Genomic DNA, 21,190 nt, shown 5'->3' on the forward strand with positions numbered 1-21,190 from the left:
TGGACACCGCCTGCCATTATTGCCAATGAACACCTGCTAACAAGAAGTGAATCTCCATCATGGGTAGAGTTGTTGCTGCTGCGGTTTACAGCGCTGGTAAGAAAGTCACCAATATCACCCTCGACGAAGGCGCCGCCTGGGCAGCAAAGCCGGGGCACTTTGTCTGGATCGGCCTTGAAGAGCCGAGTGCCGAGGAACTGTACAACCTGCAACGCCAGTTCAACCTGCATGAACTGGCCATCGAAGACGCCCTTGAGAAACACAGTCGACCGAAGCTGGAAACCTTCGGCGATGCGCTGTTCATCGTCACGTATTCCCCCATCCGGGAAGAGGGCAAACTCAAGTTTATCGAGACCCATATCTTTGCCGGCAACGGTTACATCATTACCGCACGCAACGGTCACTCGGCGTCCTACGCCTATGTCCGACAACGTTGTGAGGCGCGTCCGTTATTGCTTGAGCACGGGGAAGATTTCGTACTCTATGCCATCCTCGACTTCGTGATCGAAAACTACCAGCCGATGGGTGAAGCGATCCATGCCGAAATCGACGAGCTGGAACGCAACGTCATGTGCGGCTCGCTGAATGAGCGTGACATCCAGAAACTTCACAGCCTGCGCCGTGATGTATTGCGCTTGCGTCGATTTGCAGCGCCGATGGTGGAGATCGGCGAAGAACTGCAAAAGCTGAGCTTTCCGTTCATCGACAAGAACATGCGCCCGTATTTCCGCGATGTGCAGATTCATGTCACCCGGCAAATGGAAGATCTGACGACCCTGGCCGATATCGCCAGCCAGACCATCGAGGTCGGCGTGTTGCTGGAGGCGTCACGCCAGAGCGTAGTGCAGCGCAAATTCGCTGCATGGGCGGCGATCCTCGCGTTCCCGACGGCGGTAGCGGGGATTTACGGGATGAATTTCCAGAACATGCCCGAGCTGACCTGGCATTACGGATATTTCGGCGTGCTGGGATTTATCACGGTGGGATGCGTGAGTTTGTGGGCGAGCTTCAAAAAGTCGGGGTGGTTGTAGGTCTGCGTGCTTTCAGTGAAAACCAGGCGCCTCATTCGCGAGCGGGCTCGCTCCCACATTCGATCGAGTTCCACATGTGGGAGCGAGCCCGCTCGCGAAGTTTTTGGCTTCAAACGGCTTCGGGTTTGTGCGCCACGAACCGCATCATCCACTCGGCAACCGTGCTGCCGTGATGTTCACTTTCCAGGCTTGCGATTCCTTTCGTATACACCTGCTCGCCCAGCGCTTGCTGACGAATCTCCAGCAAGGCCCGGGAGTAGTCATGAATGAACTCCGGATGCCCCTGGAAGCACAGCACCTGATCATTGATGTGGTACGCAGCAAATGGGCAGAAATCGCTGGAGGCGATCACTGTGGCGTTTTCCGGCAATGACGTCACCTGGTCCTGATGGCTGATCAGCAGGGTCAACTCTTCGCGCACCGGATTCATCCAAGGCGCCTTGGCGGCGAGTTTGTAATTGTGGGTGCCGACGCCCCAACCCTGGGTCGCCCGCTCGCTCTTGCCGCCCAGCAACAGCGCCAGCAACTGATGGCCGAAACACACGCCCAGCAGTTTGTCGCCACGCTCGTAGCGGGTCAGCAGGTAGTCCTTGAGGGTCTGGATCCAGGGGTCGGTGCCGAAGGAATCGGCCTTGCTGCCCGTGACGAGGTAGGCGTCAAAGGTCAGGTCGTCGCTGGGATACTCGCCCTGCATCACGTTGTACACAGTGAACTCGGCGGCAATGGGCTGCTGCGAAAACAGGTGTTTGAACATCTGCCCGTAACCCTGATATTGGTCGACCAGTTCCGGACGCAGGATGTCGGTTTCGAGAATGCAGATGCGTAACGACATAAAAAATACCTGACACGTGATGGGAATAATGCACACCCCAGAGCCTGCCTTGAAACACCGTAACAAGGCAAGCCCCGCGATGTGTCACCGATCCCTAAAATGCCTCCCCTTTGGCGGCTTTTTCCAGCAACAGTGCCGGTGGTGCAAAGCGCTCGCCGTATTGACCCGCCAGGTACTGGGCACGGGCGACGAAGTCTTTAATCCCGTACTGATTGATGAACTGCAGCGCACCGCCGGTCCAGGCCGCGAAACCGATGCCGAAAATCGAGCCGACGTTGGCGTTTGCCGTCGAGGTCAGCACGCCCTCCTCCACGCAGCGCACGGTTTCAATGGCTTGCACGAACAGCAGGCGATCGCGCACATCCTTGGGCGAAATCTGCCCGTCGGCGTTTTCAAAGCGGTTTTTCAGCTCCGGCCACAGGTGCTTCTGCCCCCCCGCCGGGTACTCGTAGAAACCACCGCCCGCGGCCTTGCCCGGACGCTTGTATTCATTGAGCAGCAAGTCGATCACGGCAAATGCCGGATGCTCGGTCAGCGGTTTGCCTTCCGCCTGCAGGTCTTTGGCGGTTTGCTGGCGGATATGGCTCATGAGGCTGAGGGAGACTTCATCAGAAATCGCCAACGGTCCGATGGGCATGCCGGCCTTGCGTGCCTCGGTCTCGATCATCGGCGCACTCACGCCTTCGCCCAGCATCGCAATGCCTTCGTTGGTAAACGTGCCGAACACCCGCGAAGTAAAGAAACCACGGCTGTCGTTGACCACGATCGGCGTTTTCTTGATTTGCAGAACGAAATCGAATCCGCGAGCCAGGGTTTCGTCGCTGGTATTGACGCCCTTGATGATTTCCACCAGCGGCATTTTGTCCACAGGGCTGAAGAAATGCAGGCCGATAAACTTGCTCTGGTCCGGTACCGCCGTGGCCAGGCCGCTGATCGGCAGAGTCGAAGTGTTGGAGGCGATCACCGCGTCGGCACCGACGATTTGTTGCGCAGCCAGGGAGACCTTGGCCTTCAGCTCACGGTCTTCGAACACGGCTTCGATGATCAGATCGCAACCGGCCAGGTCGGCATCGCTTTCAGTGGCCTGAATGCGTGCCAGAACCGCTTCGCGCTGTTCGACGCTCAGCTGCCCACGCGCCACCTTCTTGTCCAGCAACGCCGCCGAGTGCGCCTTGCCCTTCTCGGCAGCGGCGAGATTGACATCCTTGAGCACCACCTCGATGCCTGCCGACGCGCTGACAAACGCAATGCCCGCGCCCATCATCCCGGCCCCCAGCACGCCGACTTTCCTGGTGACGCAAGGCGCAAAACCCTGCGGCCGCGAGCCGCCGGCATTGATTTCGTTGAGCTGGAACCAGAACGTGCCGATCAGGTTCTTCGAGACCTGACCGGTGGTCAGCTCGGTGAAGTAGCGGGTTTCGATCAGGTGCGCCGTGTCGAAATCCACTTGCGCACCTTCCACGGCGGCGCAGAGGATTTTTTCCGGCGCCGGCATGCAGCCCTGGGTTTTGCTGCGCAGGATCGACGGTGCAATGGCCAGCATCTGTGCGACTTTCGGGTTTGACGGCGTACCACCGGGGATCTGGTAACCCTTCACATCCCAACGCTGCACCGTCTTGGGGTTGGCGATGATCCAGGCTCGCGCCTTGGCCAGCAACTCGTCGTGATCCGCCGCCAGTTCATCGATCAAACCCGCCTGCAACGCTTGCTGCGGCCGCACTTTTTTACCTTCGAGCAGATACGGCAGGGCTTTTTCCAGGCCGAGCATGCGCACCATGCGCACCACCCCGCCGCCGCCCGGCAACAGGCCGAGGGTCACTTCCGGCAAGCCCAGCTGCACCGACGGGTTGTCCAGCGCCACGCGGTGATGGCAGGCCAGGCAGATTTCCCAGCCGCCGCCCAGCGCCGCGCCGTTGATCGCCGCGACCACCGGTTTACCGAGAGTTTCCAGGGTACGCAGTTGCCCTTTGAGTTTCAGCACCATGTCGTAAAAGGCTTTGGCTTCGGGTTTGCCCACCTTGATCAGCTCATTGAGGTCACCGCCGGCGAAGAAGGTTTTTTTCGCCGAGGTGATGATGACGCCGGCAATGGCGTCCTTGTCGGCCACCAGGCGGGCGACACAGTCAGCCATGGCTTCGCGGTACACCGCGTTCATGGTGTTGGCGCTCTGGCCCGGCATGTCGATGGTCAGGACGACAATCTGGTCCTGGCCTTTTTCGTAACGAATGGCTTGGGTCATGGAAGGTTTCCTTGAATTCGGGGCTCAGAGGCGTTCGATGATGGTGGCAATGCCCATGCCGCCGCCGACACACAGGGTCGCGAGGCCATAACGCAGGCGCCGGGCTTCCAGCTCATCGAGCAAGGTGCCGAGAATCGCGCATCCAGTGGCGCCCAACGGGTGGCCCATGGCAATGGAGCCGCCGTTGACATTGACCTTGTCCGGGTCGACGGCCATGTCCTTGATGAACTTCAACACCACCGAGGCAAACGCTTCGTTGACCTCGAACAGGTCGATGTCTTCCACCCGCAGCCCGGCCTTGGCCAGCGCCTTGCGGGTAGCTGGTGCGGGGCCTGTGAGCATGATGGTCGGATCGGTACTGGTCACCGCCGTGGCGACGATCCGCGCCCGTGGCTGCAAGCCCAGCGCCCGGCCCTTGGCTTCGGAGCCGATCAGCATCAGCGCCGCGCCGTCGACGATTCCGGAACTGTTGCCGGGGGTGTGGACATGGTTGATGCGCTCGACCTGGCTGTAGACGCGCAGCGCGGTGGCGTCGAAACCCATCTGCCCGATCATTTCGAAACTCGGCTTGAGCTTGCCCAGGCCTTCCATGCTCGATTCGGCACGGATGAATTCATCGTGATCGAGCAGGATGATGCCGTTCTGATCCCGAACCGGCACCAGCGACTTGCTAAAAGAGCCATCGGCCCGCGCCCGCGCAGCTTTCTGTTGCGAGTGCAGCGCGTAGGTATCGACATCCTGGCGACTGAAACCTTCGAGCGTGGCGATCAGGTCGGCGCCCACGCCTTGCGGGGTGAAGTGGCTGTGCAGGTTGGTTTCCGGGTCCAGTGCCCAGGCCCCGCCATCGCTGCCCATGGGGACGCGCGACATGGACTCGACGCCGCCGACCACCACCAGGTCTTCGAAACCGGAGCGCACTTTCATCGCCCCAAGGTTCACCGCTTCCAGCCCTGAAGCGCAGAATCGATTGATCTGCACCCCGGCCACGCTGACGTCCCAGTCCGCCACCTGGGTTGCGGTTTTTGCGATGTCGGAGCCTTGATCGCCGATGGGCGTCACGCAACCGAGTACCACGTCATCGACCTGACTGGTGTCGAGGGCGGTCCGCTGCTGCAGCGCCCTGAGCAAGCCTGCTGCCAGGTTTACCGGTTTGACGCTGTGCAAGGCGCCATCAGCCTTGCCTTTGCCACGGGGCGTGCGTAACGCGTCGAAAATCAAAGCTTGGGTCATGACGTCCTCGAACCGCAGTGCAGTGAGTGAAAAACACAGCTCACACTCTTGGCCCGGCGACCAATGGATTCAATGACCGCAGCGCTCACTGGCATTGACGGTCACGCTCAGACGGACGGTCATCGATGACTCGATGAACCGGTTAAAGACCCGCAGGTGTCTAGCAAAAGGCCGCCCAAGAAGCTGGCAATAGGCCTCATGCCTTTTTAATAGCATCGAGTGAGAACTCCATACTAAATGGATCTAAAACAAGCGTGACGCGGCCTCTAAGGTGAAGTTATACGAAGTTGTCGTCGGGTTTTGCCGAGGCGCTCGTCCTACAGGAAGTGCAACGTTTGCCGTCATGGATATATGCAGGCAGGCATCAGGAAATAACAAAAAAAAGGCGGTCAGCCATGTTCAAACAATCGAAAGTTCGCCAAGCAGGTCTCATTCTCTTTGCCACGACATTGCTGTTGATTTTGCCCAACCTGACCAAGGTGATCGGCTAGTCGTTATTCTAAAAATAGGGCACCAGCGTTTTATATCGCCACGCTAAAAATGTGACTGGCTCGCTACCCGGGCCAGCGTGGCTGTGCCAACCTTTGTGGCACTTCCACGACATGGACGGCGATCATTTTGAAAACGTTTATTCTGCTTGGGACGCTGCTGCTCGGCACACCTCTGCATGCCGCACAGCTCAATCTGGAGTTGGGCGAGTACAGTCGCACCTGGCAGACCGAGGAGTTGCTCAAGCACCCTCAGGTCCTGACCATCAACATCCCCAATGATGTTTCCTACAAACGGGACATGAGCTACCGCGCTGTTCCGTTGGCGGCGTTGTTGTCGGACGTTAAATCCGACGATCATTTGCAAGCTGTTGCGTCCGATGGATTTGCCGCGGAATTGCCGGCAGGACCGCTACTCAACACCCAGGGCGCGCGAGCCTGGCTGGCCATCGAAGATCCGGCGAACCCCTGGCCGCCGCTGTCAGAAGGCAAACACAGCGCCGGGCCGTTTTACCTGGTCTGGACCGACCCGCGGGCAGGCAATATCAGCCCGGAACAATGGCCGTTCGAACTGGCCAGCATCAAGCGCCTTGCGCCGGTGGCCGAGCGCTTTCCTACCCTGCTGCCTGATCCCGCGTTAAAGGCAGACGACCCGGTCAACAAAGGCTTTGCGCTGTTTCAGAAAAACTGCCTGGCATGCCATCGATTGAACGGTGCCGGGGACTCGCAGTTCGGGCCAGACCTGAATATTCCGTACAACCCGACCGAGTACTTCGGTGCAGACTTCCTCAAGCGCTACATCCGTGATCCGCAGAGTTTGCGCCAATGGCCCCAGGCGAAAATGCCGGGCTTTTCGGCCGAGGTGTTGCCGGATGAAGACTTGGGGATGCTGGTGGGGTATTTGAAGCATATGGTGGGGCGCAAGGTTAAACCCTGAACGGGTATTACCGGGACTGACCTCATCTCCACTGAAAATATTCTTGTGGGAGCGAGCCTGCTCGCGAAGGCGGTGTGTCAGTCACGATTGGGCTGACTGAACGGCCGCTTTCGCGAGCAGGCTCGTTCCCACAAGGGATCATGGTGTCAGCATTTACTGTTGTTGCACCGAGATCACCGGCGCAGGGGTGGGCGACACGAACACCTTGGCATGCATCTGCTCACACCCGCCGCCGCGACGCATGCCGCGCACCGGGCAGGCGTCCAGATAGTCCAGGCCCACTGCCAGTTTCAAATGGCGCTCGGGTCGGGCCAGTTCGTTGGTCACGTCGAAGCTGTACCAGGCGTCATCCAGCCAGGCTTCGGCCCAGGCGTGACTGGCCAGGTGTTCACAATCCTCGCTGTACAAATAACCCGACACATACCGCGCCGGAATACCCAGGCTGCGGGTGCAGGCGAGAAAGGCATGGGTGTGGTCCTGGCACACGCCCGAACGCCCGGCGAAGGCCTTGGCGGCGCTGGTGTCCACTTCGGTGGCACCCGGCGTATAGGTCATGTGCTGGTTCAGGCCGTGCATCAGGTCAATCAGCGCAGTGCGATCGCGGCGTTGCTTGCACGCTTTCTCGGCAAATGCGCGCAATGCCGCGTCAGCTTCAGTCAGGCGGGTGAAACGCAGGAACGGCAACGCCGACTGGCTCTCGTGCTCGGCTTCGCGCAGCTCGTCGATGTCGACCTGGCCACGGGCGCCGATGATGATCGCCTCGTGAGGCTCGTCCATGGTCAGCACATGCAGGATATTGCCAAACGGGTCGAGTTGCGCGCGCACCGGGCGCGGCAGGTCGAGCTGCCAGCTGAGCACGTGCTGGCGCTCACTGTCGTGGGGAGTCAGTCGCAGATACTGGATGCTCGCCCGCACCTGATCTTCATAGTGATAGGTGGTCTCGTGGCTAATGGAAAGTCTCATGCAGCCTCCAGGTAGGAACTGTGAATCGCGTTGCCCAACTGGCGCACCAGCGGGATGAACTCGGTCAACCAGGCGTGCAGGCCTTCGTCGAGGATTTCGGTGATGCCGGTGTAGCGCAGGCGCGCGTCCATTTCCGCGGCCAGGCGTTGCGCCGGGCGGCCATTGGCCCCCGGCAACTGGGCAAGGATCTGGTCGATTTCTTCGGTGCAGGCACGCAACGAGCGCGGCACGTCGGCCCGCAACAACAGCAACTCGGCCACATGCCGGGCGCCGGGAGCGTCACGGTAGATTTCGGTATAGGCCTCGAACGATGACAGTGCCCGCAGCAAGGCACTCCACTGGTAATACGCGTGGGCCGTGCCGTCGCTGACCGCTTCGGCCTGATCGCCGGCCATTTCGTAACGGGCATCGAGCAGGCGCAAGGTGTTGTCGGCGCGTTCGATGAACGTCCCCAGGCGAATGAAACGGAACGCATCGTTGCGCATGATGGTGCCGTAGGACGCGCCCCGGAACAGGTGGGAACGTTCCTTGATCCACTCGCAGAAACGACTCATGCCGTAGCGACTCAGGCCCTGTTCGGCAATTCCGCGAATTTCCAGCCAGGTCGCATTGATGTTTTCCCACATGTCGGCGGTGATTCGCCCACGCACCGCATGGGCACTGGCACGCGCCGCACCCAGGCAGCTGTAGATGCTCGCCGGATTCGCCGCATCCAGCGCGAAAAAGTGCAGCAGCCGTTCGGCATGCAGCTCGCCGTGGCGTTCGAGGTAATCGTCCAGGGTGCCGGTAATCAACAGCGGCATGGCCAGTTCGTGCAGGCCGTTGCCACGACCATCCTGTGGCATCAGTGACAGCGAATAACTGATGTCGAGCATCCGTGCGAGGTTTTCCGCCCGCTCCAGGTAACGCGACATCCAATACAGATCCGAGGCAGTTCTACTTAACATGACAGGCTTCCTTCAATCCTCGACCACCCAGGTGTCCTTGGTTCCGCCACCCTGGGAGGAGTTCACCACCAGGGAGCCTTCGCGCAGGGCGACACGGGTCAGGCCGCCGGGCACGACCCGGGTTTCGCGGCCAGACAACACAAACGGACGCAAGTCGATATGGCGCGGCGCGATGCCGTTTTCGACAAAGGTCGGACAGGTCGACAGCGACAGTGTCGGTTGCGCGATGTAGGCATGGGGCTTGGCGATGATCCGCGCGCGGAAGGCTTCAATTTCCGCGGCTGTTGCCGCCGGCCCCACCAGCATCCCGTAACCGCCGGAGCCCTGAGTTTCCTTGACCACCAGTTCCGGCAGATTGGCCAGCACATGGGACAGCTCGGACGGATTACGACACTGCCAGGTCGGCACGTTCTTCAGGATCGGCTCTTCGTCCAGATAAAACCGGATCATGTCCGTGACGAACGGGTACACCGACTTGTCGTCCGCCACCCCCGTGCCGATGGCATTAGCCAGCACCACATTGCCGGACCGGTAGGACGACAGCAGCCCCGGCACGCCGAGCATTGATTCCGGATTGAAAGCCAGGGGATCGAGGAACGCATCGTCGAGGCGGCGATAAATCACATCAACGGCTTTCGGCCCATCGGTGGTGCGCATGAAGACCTTGTCGTCCCGCACGAACAGGTCCGCGCCTTCCACCAGCTCCACGCCCATCTCCCGGGCCAGGAACGCATGTTCGAAGAACGCACTGTTGAAGCGCCCCGGCGTCAGCACTACAACGCTCGGGTTGTCGATCGGGCTGGAGCTTTTCAGCGTATCGAGCAACAGGTTCGGATAGTGATCGATGGGTGCGATGCGTTGCGCCGCGAACAGCTCGGGGAAAAGACGCATCATCATCTTGCGGTCTTCGAGCATGTAGCTGACACCGCTGGGCGTGCGCAGATTGTCTTCGAGCACGTAGTACGTGCCGTCGCCGTCGCGCACCAGATCGACACCGGAAATATGCGAATAGATATCGCGGTGCAGATCCAGCCCCTGCATCGCCAACTGGTACTGCTCGTTGGCCAGCACTTGCTCGGCCGGAATGATGCCGGCCTTGATGATCCGCTGCTCGTGGTAGAGGTCGGCGAGGAACATGTTCAACGCCTTGACTCGCTGAATGCAGCCCCGCTCGACCACCCGCCATTCACTGGCGGGGATGCTGCGGGGAATGGTGTCGAAGGGAATCAGGCGCTCTGTCCCCTGCTCATCACCGTAGAGCGTGAACGTAATCCCGGCGCGATGAAACAACAGATCGGCCTCGCGTCGCCGTTGTGCCAGAAGCTCGTCAGGCGTTTCGGCCAGCCAACGGGCAAACTCCCGATAATGCGGGCGGACCTGGCCGCCGGCATCGTACATCTCATCAAAATAGGTGCGGATCATGCCGTACTCCTTGTCACCCGGACGTACGGACCTCTGCAAGGCCCGCGCCATCGGCATAAACGCTTTGATATCAATCAGTTGGATATTCAATACACAGACACCGCACCAATCCTGTGCGGTAACTGCCCCCACCTGATCGCCCCCGCTTCATTGCAAGGCAATGTTGTTGCCTATCACCAGCATAGCCAGAGTTGATTTCACTGCCCGGTTAACGCTGTGGATAATCCGTGCATCCGCTGAAAAAACTTCACCAGCACCTGTTCAGTGAAGTCCTCAGCCTCACTTATTCGGTTGCTCCGGCAACCCGGTCCGGCATGCTCCGACCGGTTTCTCTCCTTACCGGTCTTCCCTTTTAGCCACCCGCTCAGGTGGCTTTTTTTTGTTTTGTTGAAATGCGATTTTTTATTCTGCACAAACGAAAACGGCCAACCCGAAGGTCAGCCGTCATTGCTGGTTGCTGCTATTCATAATGTTATGCGAGTCGCCCTCGTACCTCCTGCTTGACCCCCCAGCCCTCAATGATGCCGCCCAATGGCTCGACCACCGCTTCGAAACCCTGCTCGAAGTCGCCGATGTCATCATAGGTGGCGTACATGACCTTGCTTAACTCCAGCGCCCAGGCACCGTCGTCGCGCACACTGATTTGCGCATTCAGGGATTCCCCACGATGAAAATGACCTGCCGCCCTGCGTGCCCGCTCCTCATCCGGGAAAATGGCGTAGAACTCGATGGGATGGAATCGTGAAAAGTCGAAACCGCCTTCTTTCATGCGGCGCAGCACGCTGCTGCTGATGTCTTCTTGATAGGCTGTGCTCATGAAACGTCCTCCTCAAACCGATGGATAGACTTTCCGTACTCCCTTCGCGCGCAACCATGGCTACGGGCGTTTCGGCAACCGATGTGCCGACGGGAAACAAGCATGTAGCTGACAAGACCAGACCTTAGCGATCCATTCGCTGATCTCGATTGCAGAGTAGCCTCAGGATAGAGCCGCTGCCAAGGCCTGGTTGAGAATGTGACAGGAGATGTTCAGATTGGCGTGATACGGAGGATTTGTATGCTGTTCTGGATTTTGAGGTTTTTGACGCTCGCGTCAGGGGTTCGCCCTTCCAGATCGTTCAAATCCAGCTTGGCGGCGACAGGGAGGAGTCGTTCCTTGATGAGTTTGGCGGCCTGCTCGTGACTCGGGCACTCCTCGCACTCGAAGACCTCGTCGATCGTTTCACCATGATCATCCACGAAAGTGACTTTCCACTTTGACATCGGAGCCTCCTCTATCAAACCCGCGAATGGGCTTACACCTATCTCGACTTTAGCTCGAATTGATCGTTCCAACGGATTACAGCAAACAGGATGTAACAACAAAGAACCTGTGGGAGCGAGCCTGCTCGCGAAGGCGGTATACCCGTCGACATTTCAATCGACTGAAAGACCGCTTTCGCGAGCAGGCTCGCTTCTACAGTAATTATGCATCAACCATCAATCGTTGCTTGGCTTGCCCACTGCTTGCAGCACGTACTGCGGCAAAGCGAAGGCGCCGATGTGTATTTCCGGATTGTAGTAGCGCGTGACGATGCCGCTGCCTGCGAAGCGCTGTTGCAGGGTTTCACGGGACAATTGGCGATAAGCGGTATTGGTCGAGCCCCAGGCAAAGGTCATCGAGCCACCGATGTAGGTCGGTACTGCGGCCTGGTAGAAGTGCCAGTCCGGGAACAGACTGCGCAGGCGACCGGCGGTGGTTTTGACTTCGTCGATCTGCATGAACGGCGTGCCGTTCTGCGTCACCAGGATGCCACCGTCGTTCAGGCAGCGATGGCAGGCCTGGTAGAAGTTTTCCGAGAACAGCACTTCGCCCGGACCGATCGGGTCGGTGGAGTCGGAAATGATCACGTCGAACTTTTCCGTGGTAGTGGCGACGAAACGCATGCCGTCGTCGATCACCAGGTTCAGGCGTGGATCGTCATAGGCGCCTTTGGAGTGATTCGGCAGGAATTCCTTGCACATATCGACCACGGTGCCGTCGATCTCGACCATGGTGATGTGTTCGACGCTACGGTGCTTGGACACTTCACGCAGCATGCCGCCGTCGCCGCCGCCGATGATCAACACGCGCTTGGCGGTGCCATGAGCGAGGATCGGCACATGGGTGAGCATCTCGTGGTAGATGAACTCGTCGGCTTCGGTGGTCTGGATCACGCCGTCCAGCGCCATGACCCGGCCCATGCGCGGGTTTTCGAAGATGACGAGGTGTTGGTGTTCGGTGCGCACTTCGTGCAGCAGTTTGTCCATGCGAAAACGCTGGCCGTAGCCTTCGTAGAGGGTTTCCAGGTAGTCGCTGGTTGGGGTGGTGCTCATGGGAAGTGCTCCGATGAATGCGGGTGGCAACGGACGGTTACCCGCCCATGATGGCCAATCGATCGCCTCGATTGCCCGGGAAAGGCGCGCATTCTACGTTGCGGAACATGACAGGTCGAACCTTCATGACCGGGTGCATACAGAACGATGTGGGAGCGAGCCTGCTCGCGAAGACGGCATGTCAGCCACATCCAAATTGAATGTGCCATCGCCTTCGCGAGCAGGTTCGCTCCCACAAGGGAAATGCGTTGTGCCCGAAGGTGCAGTCAGACCCTGACATCACCTCTCGGCCCGGCAATGGCCCAGATGATCAGGCCCAAAACCGGCAGCAACAGGATCAATAGCACCCAGATGATTTTCATCCCGGTGGAGACGCCACTTTTCAGCACGTTGATGATGGCCCAGATGTCCAGGGCAAGAATGATCAGGCCGACCAGGCTGTTGAACGTGGAACCCATGGTGACGCTCCCGAAGAGTGGTATGCCCCCTTAGGATAGCCGGCCCGGACAAGGGTTCCGTTTTATTGACAGCTTTACCGTCTCAGACGTGGATGGCCACTTTCAAGGCTTCCAGGGCGGGCGCAGCCGCGATGCCGACTTCGGCGCACAACTCGAGTACCCGTGGCACGTCGTTGCCGTAGACCAGCACCACTTGCAGCTCGTCGTCGAGCAACTGACTGAAGTTCAGCAGTGTGTAACCACCGTTTTCCTTGTTCAGGCTGCTCATTTGCACCTGGATGCGATTGAGCGCGGTCAGGGCTTCGGTCTTGGCCAGTTGCTTGGGCTTGAGGTTGAACTCGACGCCCGGACCGAAGGAGGCGACGATCTGGGCGAACAGGTCCATGTACGTGTCGGCCTGGAACAGCACGGTTTCGGGCAGACTGCCGACGACCACCCACTCGCCCAGCGGAATCGGGAAAGTGTCGTCGTAGTTGATGTCCGGATTGGCGCTCAGAAAACCCTGTGGATCCGCGTACGCCTGGGCTGCTTCGTCAGCGACCTTGAGGATTTCGTCTTCACCCATGCACCCGGAGCTGATTTTGCTGATGAGTTCGACGAGAGCGGCTTTCATGGGGCAGATCCTGTAGCGAGGGAATTTTGAGGGCGCGAAGGATACCGCATTCGGCAGACGCTGCGGACCTTGTGGCGAGGGGATTTATCCCCGTTGGACTGCGCAGCAGTCCCATTTTTTGGGGCCGCTTCGCTGCTCAACGGGGATAAATCCCCTCGCCACAAAGGTTCTGCGTCAGAGCGATCTAGCCCAGCAGTTTTTCCAGCTGTGCAACGGTGTCGGTGGCACCCATGGTCTTGGCCGCATCCAACGCGGTAATGCCGTTGGCGTCCTTGGCTTTCGGGTCGGCGCCTTTGCTGATCAGGTAGTCGACAATGGCGACGCGATTGAACATCGCCGCCATCATCAACGCCGTACGCCCGTCGAACGACGAACCCTCGACCTGCGCGCCACCTTCAACCAGCGCCGTGACGACCGCCAGGTCGCCCTTGAAGGCAGCACCCGCGATCGGACTCTGACCGTTATCGTTGCGGATTTCCGGATCGGCCTTGTGTTCGAGCAGGACTTTCACGGTGTCCACATGGCCGTGGTACGCGGCCAGCATCAGCAAGGTGTCGCCCTTGTGATTGCGCAGGTTCGGCGGCAGGCCTTTGGTCAGCAGCGCAGCCATCATGGCCGCATCGCCCTCCCGCGCCTTGTTGAATACCTGTTCGGCAAACTCGGCAGCTTCTTCGGGGGTCATCTGGCGGCTTTTGTCTGACATTGAGCACTCCACATTCAATTATTCGCAAAGCCGACAGTTTCCCGAGCCACCCCGGCACTGTCACTTCTTTTTTCTGATGCGCGGCCATAGCCACATTCAATAACGATGCAAGCCACTGTGAATCTCGGCCAGCACCTGTTCGGTGACCTGCACATAAGTGTCGGTTCCCGGCAACCACGCATAGATCGGGTCATCGCCGGTTCGCCCCGGGTCAAACGCTTCGTCCTTGAGCCGGGTCTTCTGATACTTGAACGTCCCGGTGGTTTCCATTTTCACTTTCACCCGCAGGAACAACGGCACTGCATAGGCCGGAAGCTGCTGCCGGATAAACGCCAGCAATTCACTGAAGTCCAGGGTCGCCAGGGACTCGGCGGGCGTGATCGCCGCCATTCCGGCCCGGCCGTTGGTGTTGCGGATTTCCACGCCATAGGCCACGGCCTCGGAAATAAGCGGGTGTTTCAGGAGCATGTTCTCGACTTCGGTGGTCGAGACGTTTTCCCCTTTCCAGCGGTAGGTGTCACCCAAACGATCGACAAACTGCGCGTGGCCAAAACCAATGTTGCGCAGCAGGTCGCCGGTATTGAAGTAACGGTCGCCCTTCACGAACACGTCATGAAGCACGACTTTTTCGGTTTTCTGCGGGTCGGTGTAGCCATCCAGCGGCGCCTTGTCATCGATCCTGGCCAGCAGCAGCCCCTGCTCGCCTTTGTCGACCTTGCGCATGAAGCCATTGGCTTCACGGGTCGGCGCTCCACTGTCGTGGTCGTACGCCGCCAACTCCCAGGACATCAGGGAAAAACCGACGGTGTTGTTGAAATTCAGAATGTTGGTGAAACCGATATTGCCGTCGCTGGCGGCATACAGTTCGCAAATGTGGTTAACACCAAAGCGCGTCTTGAACTCACGCCAGGCACCGGGGCGCAGGCCGTTGCCGATCATCTTGATCACGCCGTGCTTGCTGTCGTCGGCACTGGGCGGTTGGTCGACCAGATAACGACACAATTCGCCGACATAACCGATGGTGGTCGCGCGGTACTTGCGCACGTCGCTCCAGAACTGACTGGCGCTGAACTTGCGGCGGATGGCAAACCCCGAGGCACCGCTGATGGCCGAGCCCCAGCACACGCAAAGGCCGGTGGCGTGATACAGCGGCAAGGTGCAATAGACGACATCTTCCGGGCGCATATCCAGCGCGATCATCCCGAAGCTGGCGGAGCTGCGCATCCAGCGTCCGTGTTTGAACACCCCGGCCTTGGGCAACCCGGTGGTGCCCGAGGTGTAGATATAGAAACAGGGGTCGTCGAAGAAAACCTGCCGGCTGCTGACAGGGTTGGCACCGTCGGCGCCGACGCTGGCCGTCATCAGATTGATGAAACCATCGGGGGCCATTCCAGGATGGCGGTAAGTGTCTTGATCGGCGACAAACCAGGTTCGCCCCGCCTCGATCGCCACCTGCTCGCGCACCGCCAGAAACGCCGGGACAAGCTCCTCGCCGACCACAATGGCGGCCGGTGTCACCAGATTCAGGCTATGGACCAGGGTGTCGCGGGTCAGCGACGTGTTGAGCAAGGCACTGATCGCGCCAACCTTGGCCACTGCCAGTATCGTCACCAACAGCTCCGGGCGGTTTTCGATGAATACCGCCACCACATCGCCCTTGCCGATGCCTTGCTCGATCAGGTAATGGGCAATGCGATTGGCCCACTGATTGGCCTGTGCATAAGTCAGCGACACCTCGCCGTACAGTAATGCCGGGCCATCAGGATTGCGCAGGGTTGCCTGCTCGAAACTCCAGCCCAGGCCACACGGTTGGGTCGGATCCTTGACATTGGCGAGCTTCATTCCCTTGACCACCCGTGGCAGGGCTTTGGCAATGGAAGGCAGCTTGCGGAGCATCATGCCCCAGGTAATCGTGTCGCTCGAGGTGCGGCTCATGGTTGCTCCCGTTCGATCTTTTTATTGTCGGGCGGCGCTGATTGAAGCCCGAAAATACGTCAACGGTTCTGGAGCTGTACACGCGGTTTTTGAAATGTTTTGTATCTGCGACGCTGGTGTTGGAAATCGCGAGCACCGGCACACAAAATGGTTCCATCGAATCGCCGACGACCCCGCAAAATGCAGGATGCACGATGGCCATTCTTGCAAATTGCACGAAAGTGAAAAACAGCTAGAAAATTAAACCATTGTTTTTAAAGGATATTTTTCAGATTCGGGTACTGGCACAATCACTGCAACGCTCTGTGCATGCTTGCCATTCAAGTACTCACGGAGCTGATAGACATGAGCCTGATCCAGGAAAAATTTTCATCCTTGTTCTCCAACTTCGAAGTCACCACCCAGGCACGACCTGACGGCGGAATCCTGCTGACTCTAAGCGCAGAAGGAAAAGTCTTCAAACGCTCGATTTCGTATCAGCAATTGCACAATGGCGATCAATTGTCGTGGGTCATCAGCGCCATTCGCCGCGACCTGGCGGAGCAGGCCAGCGAACTGCCGCAGATTTCCATGCTGCAAAGCCAGCAGCGGTTTGCGTTGCCTACTTATCACTCGGCATAAAACCAAACACTGTGGGAGCGAGCTTGCTCGCGATGGCGGTTTGTCGGTCACATTGATGTTGAATGTGCCGCCGCCATCGCGAGCAAGCTCGCTCCCACAGGTTTTGGGTGTTGTTCAGAAAGTTGAAGGATCTATCCGCGCGAAGCTGTCCACAGTGACATGTCCCGCCAGTTCCCCCCCCTCACGGGCCAATCCGCAGGTGGCCATTCCCGCCTTACGCGCCGCGTCCAGCTCTTCGACGATGTCCGACAGGAACAGAATCTGCGAGGCCTCAAGCTTGATGGCCTGAGTAATGTTGGCGTAGGACTGCGCTTCGCGCTTGGGTCCGGACGTGGTGTCGAAGTAACCGCTGAACAGCGGCGTAAGATCCCCCGCCTCCGAACAGCCGAAGATCAGGCGCTGGGCCTGGATCGAACCGGATGAATAAACGAACAGTTGATAACCGGCCTGATGCCAGCGTTGCAGCGCTTCAACGGCATCCGGATACACATGCCCCTTGAGTTGCCCGGCCTGGTAACCCTGCTCCCAGACCATCCCCTGCAGTGCCTTGAGCGGCGTGGCCTTGCGGTCTTCGGCAATCCAGCCCAGCAGGATGTCGATGACCCGCTCCACGTCGGCACCCGGCTCGTTGCTGTCGCGGCGCACGGCGTCCAGTTGTTCGGCCACGTCGGAACGCGCGGCGTGCTGGCTGACGAACGTCGGCAAATGTTTGGCCGCGTAGGGAAACAGCACGTCGAACACAAAACTCACCGCGCTGGTGGTGCCTTCGATATCGGTGAGAATCGCTTTGATCGGCATCGACTCAGTCCTCAAGACGCGGAAATTGGCCGGCGATGTCGTCGCCGGTGAAATTGGCCACCCAGCCTTCCGGGTTGTTGAACAGGCGAATCGCCACAAAATGCGGATGCTCGCCCATGTCGAACCAGTGCCTGGTACCGGCAGGTACCGAGATCAGGTCGTTTTTCTCGCACAGCACGGCGTAGACGTAATCGTCGATGTGCAGGGTGAACAACCCGCGACCGGCGACGAAAAAGCGCACTTCGTCTTCACCATGGCGGTGTTCTTCGAGGAACTTGGCGCGCAATTCGGCTTTTTGAGGATGATCGCTGTTGAGGCTGATCACATCGACTGTGATGTAGCCGCGCTCGGTCATCAGCTTGTCGATTTGCGCCTGATACGCGGCAATCACTTCTTCCTGAGTCGCGCCAGGCTGGATCTTCGCGGCGGCTTGCCAGCGGTCGAAGCGCACGCCCTGTTCGGCCAGGGTCGAAGCGATGTCTTCGAAATGGGTCAGCACCTTGTTGGGAATTTCAGGGCTGGAGACGTGATAAACGGACAGGCTGCTCATGGGGCAATTCCTCGGTTTCGGCTGCGCCGTCCGGTTTGTGGACACCGGTCGGGCGCAGCGCTGCATCAGGCGATGGGCGACTTGTGGATAAGTCTGCCGTTAACGGTTCAACACACTGCGAGTCTTCAACTCGCACTCGAACAAAAACTCGAAGGCCTCGATCTGCCGCAGGGCATCGCTCATCCGGGCGCCCCAGGTGTAGAGGCCGTGGCCGCGAATCAGGTAACCGACGCAATCGGGATGGGCGTCGAGCCAAGGCTGCACCTTGGCGGCGAGTCGCGCAATGTCCTGATCGTTGTCGAAAATCGGCACCCGCACCCGGGATTCGTGGGTCGATACACCGCTGAAGGCCTTTTGCAGTTCGTAGTCTTCGAACTCGATGAAATCGCCCAAAGTCAGGCGCGACAGCACCGTGGCGTTCACCGAGTGCGTGTGCAGCACCGCGCCGATCTCCGGGCGCCAGCTGTAGAGCTGCGTGTGCAGCAGGGTTTCGGCGGACGGTTTCTTCCCCGGTTCCAGGCTGTTGCCCGCCAGGTCCGTGGCGAGCACATCGTCAAGACCCAACTGGCCCTTGTGCTTGCCCGACACCGTCAACAAGGCTTCGGTCGGCGACAATCGGGTCGAATAATTGCTGCTGGTGGCCGGCGACCAGCCGCGGCCATACAGAAAACGCCCGGCGTCGATGATTTCCTGGGCGAGGTGTTCACGGGTAAGGCTCATGGCCTGTCCTCTTGCATACGTGTGGCAATGATAACGGCAGCCGCGAGGGCTGCGAGACTGGCAATACTAAAAGTCCATGCCGCGCCCAGGGCGTTCCAGCTGTAGCCGGAATACAACGCGCCCAATGCGCCACCGGTGCCAGCCAGTGCGGCGTACAACGCCTGGCCCTGCCCTTGCTGGCGCGCGCCGAAGCTACGTTGCACGAAGGAAATGGCAGCGGCGTGAAAGCTGCCGAACGTCGCCGCGTGCAGGATCTGGGCAAACAGCAGCACCCAGAGAAACTCCGCCAGCGAACCGAGCAGCAACCAGCGCAATGCCGCCAGCAGGAAACTCGCCAGCAGCACCCGACGCAACGAGAAGCGCACGAATATCTTGCTCATGGCCATGAACATCAACACCTCCGCCACCACGCCAACGGCCCAGAGCATGCCGATGACGCCACGGCTGTAACCCAATCGCTCAAGGTGCAGGGTCAAAAACGTGTAATACGGTCCGTGGCTCATCTGCATCAGTGCCACGCAAGCGTAAAACGCCAGCACGCCGGGGCTGCGCAATTGCTTGAGGAAACCCTCCCCCGTCGGCCGGTTACCCTGCGCCGGTTGCGCGTTCGGCACCCACAGACTGCTGAGAACGATGCCGGCCATGATCAGCACCAGCGCCGCCGGGTAGATGTCGAGGCTGAGCCATTCGAACAAACGCCCAAGCGCAACCACGGTGATGATAAAACCGATGGAGCCCCACAAGCGGATCTGGCTGTAGCGCGATGTCTGGTCTTTAAGGTGTGCCAGGGTGATGACTTCGAATTGCGGCAACACCGCATGCCAGAAGAATGCATGCAAGGCCATGACCATCGCCAGCCAGGCGTAGGTCTTGCTGACGAAAATCAGCGAGAAGGTCAGCAGCGTGCAAACGGCACCGAAGCGCACGATGGCCAGGCGCCGGCCGGTGTAGTCACCGAGCCAGCCCCAGATGTTCGGCGCCACGCAACGCATCAGCATGGGGATCGCTACCAGCTCGCCGATTCGCGCCGGGGTAAATCCCAAGTGATCGAAGTACAGCGCCAGAAACGGCGCTGTCGAACCGAGCAAGGCGAAATAGAACAGATAGAAGCTGGAAAGCCGCCAGTACGGAAGCGCCGCCACCGCCATCAGACTGCAGCGGCTTTCAGGTCAGCCATTAAAGCTGACCCAGCACCGGCGTGCTCACGCGCACATCGGCGTTCTGTCCACGGTGGCGCAACAGGTGGTCCATCAGGACGATGGCCATCATCGCTTCGGCGATCGGCGTGGCGCGAATCCCGACACACGGGTCGTGACGGCCCTTGGTGATGACCTCCACCGGGTTGCCGTTGATATCGATGGAACGGCCCGGCGTGGTGATGCTGGATGTCGGCTTCAGTGCCAGGTGCGCCACGATCGGCTGACCGGACGAAATACCGCCGAGGATGCCGCCGGCGTTGTTGCTGAGGAAACCTTCCGGGGTCATCTCATCGCGGTGTTCGGTGCCGCGCTGGGCGACACTGGCGAAGCCCGCGCCGATTTCCACGCCCTTGACCGCGTTGATGCTCATCAGCGCATGGGCCAGCTCGGCGTCGAGACGGTCGAAGATCGGCTCGCCCAGGCCCGGCATTACGCCTTCAGCCACCACGGTAATCTTCGCGCCGACCGAATCCTGGTCGCGGCGCAACTGGTCCATGTAGGCCTCGAGTTCCGGCACTTTGTCGGGATCAGGGCTGAAGAACGCGTTCTGCTCCACCGAATCCCAGGTCTTGAACGGTATTTCGATCGGCCCGAGCTGGCTCATGTAGCCGCGAATGACGATGCCCTGGGTGGCCAGGTATTTTTTCGCAATGGCGCCAGCGGCAACGCGCATGGCCGTTTCACGGGCCGAGCTGCGACCGCCGCCACGGTAATCGCGCTCGCCGTATTTGTGGTGGTAGGTGTAGTCGGCGTGGGCCGGGCGGAACAGGTCCTTGATCGCCGAGTAGTCCTTGGACTTCTGGTCGGTGTTGCGGATCAACAGGCCAATGGAGCAACCCGTGGTGCGACCCTCGAACACGCCGGAGAGGATTTCGACTTCGTCGGCTTCCTGGCGCTGGGTGGTGTGGCGGCTGGTGCCGGGCTTGCGGCGGTCCAGGTCGCGCTGCAGATCCTCCAGGGAGATCTCCAGGCCCGGCGGGCAGCCATCGACAATGGCGACCAACGCCGGACCATGGCTTTCGCCCGCGGTGGTGACAGTGAACAGCTTGCCGTAGGTATTGCCGGACATGCAGGACGCTCCGTGAAATCGAACCCAAATACGTAATGCGCGCCAGTATACGCAGGCTACCCAAGTAGTTCATCCTCGAA

At 59.5% G+C, this 21,190-nt stretch carries 20 protein-coding genes and 1 pseudogene; 3 read left to right on the forward strand and 18 right to left on the reverse strand.

Annotated elements, in window-relative coordinates; all coding sequences use genetic code 11:
• Positions 1 to 59 precede the first annotated feature (59 nt).
• Positions 60 to 1,031, forward strand: a complete 972-nt coding sequence (locus tag CKW21_RS26395) for a magnesium and cobalt transport protein CorA (RefSeq protein ID WP_095196799.1) — start codon at positions 60 to 62, stop codon at positions 1,029 to 1,031.
• A 109-nt stretch (positions 1,032 to 1,140) separates the two neighbouring features.
• Here CKW21_RS26395 and CKW21_RS26400 read toward each other — a convergent pair whose 3' ends face one another.
• From CKW21_RS26400 to CKW21_RS26410, 3 genes are all read right to left on the reverse strand, one after another.
• Positions 1,141 to 1,863: an amidotransferase gene (locus CKW21_RS26400; RefSeq protein ID WP_095196800.1), complete on the reverse strand. Its 723-nt coding sequence runs from the start codon at positions 1,861 to 1,863 to the stop codon at positions 1,141 to 1,143.
• A 94-nt stretch (positions 1,864 to 1,957) separates the two neighbouring features.
• Positions 1,958 to 4,102 carry a 3-hydroxyacyl-CoA dehydrogenase NAD-binding domain-containing protein gene (locus tag CKW21_RS26405; RefSeq protein ID WP_095196801.1) on the reverse strand — a complete coding sequence of 715 codons (2,145 nt, stop codon included), beginning with the start codon at positions 4,100 to 4,102 and terminating at the stop codon, positions 1,958 to 1,960.
• A gap of 24 nt (positions 4,103 to 4,126) precedes the next feature.
• On the reverse strand, positions 4,127 to 5,332 hold the full coding sequence (locus CKW21_RS26410) for an acetyl-CoA C-acetyltransferase (RefSeq protein WP_095196802.1): 1,206 nt from the start codon (positions 5,330 to 5,332) through the stop codon (positions 4,127 to 4,129).
• Positions 5,333 to 5,934: 602 nt separating this feature from the next.
• On the opposite strand from CKW21_RS26410, the pseudogene CKW21_RS26415 reads away from it, so the two are divergent.
• Positions 5,935 to 6,757 (forward strand): annotated as a pseudogene (locus CKW21_RS26415) (cytochrome c).
• Positions 6,758 to 6,910: 153 nt separating this feature from the next.
• Here the strand turns inward: CKW21_RS26415 and CKW21_RS26420 are convergent.
• The 10 genes from CKW21_RS26420 to CKW21_RS26465 all read right to left on the reverse strand — a co-directional run bounded on the left by CKW21_RS26420 (position 6,911) and on the right by CKW21_RS26465 (position 16,153).
• A complete protein-coding gene (locus CKW21_RS26420) occupies positions 6,911 to 7,720 on the reverse strand; it encodes a transglutaminase family protein (protein WP_095196804.1) in 810 nt (269 codons plus the stop codon).
• Entirely contained in the window at positions 7,717 to 8,667 is a 951-nt protein-coding gene (locus CKW21_RS26425) for an alpha-E domain-containing protein (RefSeq protein WP_077044641.1), read from the reverse strand. Before CKW21_RS26425 ends, CKW21_RS26420 begins: the two co-directional genes overlap by 4 nt.
• A 12-nt stretch (positions 8,668 to 8,679) precedes the next feature.
• Positions 8,680 to 10,089: a circularly permuted type 2 ATP-grasp protein gene (locus CKW21_RS26430; protein WP_007971899.1), complete on the reverse strand. Its 1,410-nt coding sequence runs from the start codon at positions 10,087 to 10,089 to the stop codon at positions 8,680 to 8,682.
• 472 nt (positions 10,090 to 10,561) lie between these two features.
• Positions 10,562 to 10,906, reverse strand: coding sequence for a ribonuclease E inhibitor RraB (locus CKW21_RS26435; protein ID WP_053157306.1), 345 nt, complete (start codon positions 10,904 to 10,906; stop codon positions 10,562 to 10,564).
• A 212-nt stretch (positions 10,907 to 11,118) separates the two neighbouring features.
• Complete coding sequence (locus tag CKW21_RS26440; protein ID WP_095196805.1) at positions 11,119 to 11,352, reverse strand: hypothetical protein; 234 nt, start codon at positions 11,350 to 11,352, stop codon at positions 11,119 to 11,121.
• A gap of 216 nt (positions 11,353 to 11,568) precedes the next feature.
• Positions 11,569 to 12,444 carry a polyamine aminopropyltransferase gene (gene speE / locus CKW21_RS26445; RefSeq protein WP_095196806.1) on the reverse strand — a complete coding sequence of 292 codons (876 nt, stop codon included), beginning with the start codon at positions 12,442 to 12,444 and terminating at the stop codon, positions 11,569 to 11,571.
• Between the two features lie 266 nt (positions 12,445 to 12,710).
• On the reverse strand, positions 12,711 to 12,902 hold the full coding sequence (locus CKW21_RS26450; RefSeq protein WP_095196807.1) for a PLDc N-terminal domain-containing protein: 192 nt from the start codon (positions 12,900 to 12,902) through the stop codon (positions 12,711 to 12,713).
• Positions 12,903 to 12,984: 82 nt separating this feature from the next.
• Positions 12,985 to 13,515 carry a hypothetical protein gene (locus CKW21_RS26455; RefSeq protein WP_095196808.1) on the reverse strand — a complete coding sequence of 177 codons (531 nt, stop codon included), beginning with the start codon at positions 13,513 to 13,515 and terminating at the stop codon, positions 12,985 to 12,987.
• Positions 13,516 to 13,699: 184 nt separating this feature from the next.
• Entirely contained in the window at positions 13,700 to 14,218 is a 519-nt protein-coding gene (locus CKW21_RS26460) for an ankyrin repeat domain-containing protein (protein ID WP_095196809.1), read from the reverse strand.
• A 96-nt stretch (positions 14,219 to 14,314) separates the two neighbouring features.
• On the reverse strand, positions 14,315 to 16,153 hold the full coding sequence (locus CKW21_RS26465) for a long-chain-acyl-CoA synthetase (protein ID WP_095196810.1): 1,839 nt from the start codon (positions 16,151 to 16,153) through the stop codon (positions 14,315 to 14,317).
• 345 nt (positions 16,154 to 16,498) lie between these two features.
• Between CKW21_RS26465 and CKW21_RS26470 the strand changes: the two genes are divergently transcribed.
• Positions 16,499 to 16,774 carry a DUF3509 domain-containing protein gene (locus CKW21_RS26470; protein WP_095196811.1) on the forward strand — a complete coding sequence of 92 codons (276 nt, stop codon included), beginning with the start codon at positions 16,499 to 16,501 and terminating at the stop codon, positions 16,772 to 16,774.
• A 114-nt stretch (positions 16,775 to 16,888) separates the two neighbouring features.
• Here the strand turns inward: CKW21_RS26470 and mtnC are convergent, their stop codons facing one another.
• The 5 genes from mtnC to aroC form a co-directional block, all read right to left on the reverse strand.
• Positions 16,889 to 17,572, reverse strand: coding sequence for an acireductone synthase (mtnC, locus tag CKW21_RS26475; protein ID WP_095196812.1), 684 nt, complete (start codon positions 17,570 to 17,572; stop codon positions 16,889 to 16,891).
• Positions 17,573 to 17,576: 4 nt separating this feature from the next.
• Complete coding sequence (locus CKW21_RS26480) at positions 17,577 to 18,122, reverse strand: acireductone dioxygenase (protein WP_095196813.1); 546 nt, start codon at positions 18,120 to 18,122, stop codon at positions 17,577 to 17,579.
• Positions 18,123 to 18,221: 99 nt separating this feature from the next.
• On the reverse strand, positions 18,222 to 18,842 hold the full coding sequence (locus CKW21_RS26485) for a methylthioribulose 1-phosphate dehydratase (protein WP_095196814.1): 621 nt from the start codon (positions 18,840 to 18,842) through the stop codon (positions 18,222 to 18,224).
• Positions 18,839 to 19,990 carry an MFS transporter gene (locus tag CKW21_RS26490; RefSeq protein ID WP_170948733.1) on the reverse strand — a complete coding sequence of 384 codons (1,152 nt, stop codon included), beginning with the start codon at positions 19,988 to 19,990 and terminating at the stop codon, positions 18,839 to 18,841. Before CKW21_RS26490 ends, CKW21_RS26485 begins: the two co-directional genes overlap by 4 nt.
• Before the next feature lie 28 nt (positions 19,991 to 20,018).
• The gene (aroC, locus tag CKW21_RS26495) at positions 20,019 to 21,110 is read right to left on the reverse strand and encodes a chorismate synthase (protein WP_095196815.1); all 1,092 of its coding nucleotides are present in this window, start codon (positions 21,108 to 21,110) and stop codon (positions 20,019 to 20,021) included.
• Positions 21,111 to 21,190: the final 80 nt, after the last annotated feature.

It is taken from the genome of Pseudomonas sp. Irchel 3A7 (assembly GCF_900187565.1).
In the GTDB taxonomy this organism is placed as follows: Bacteria; Pseudomonadota; Gammaproteobacteria; order Pseudomonadales; family Pseudomonadaceae; genus Aquipseudomonas.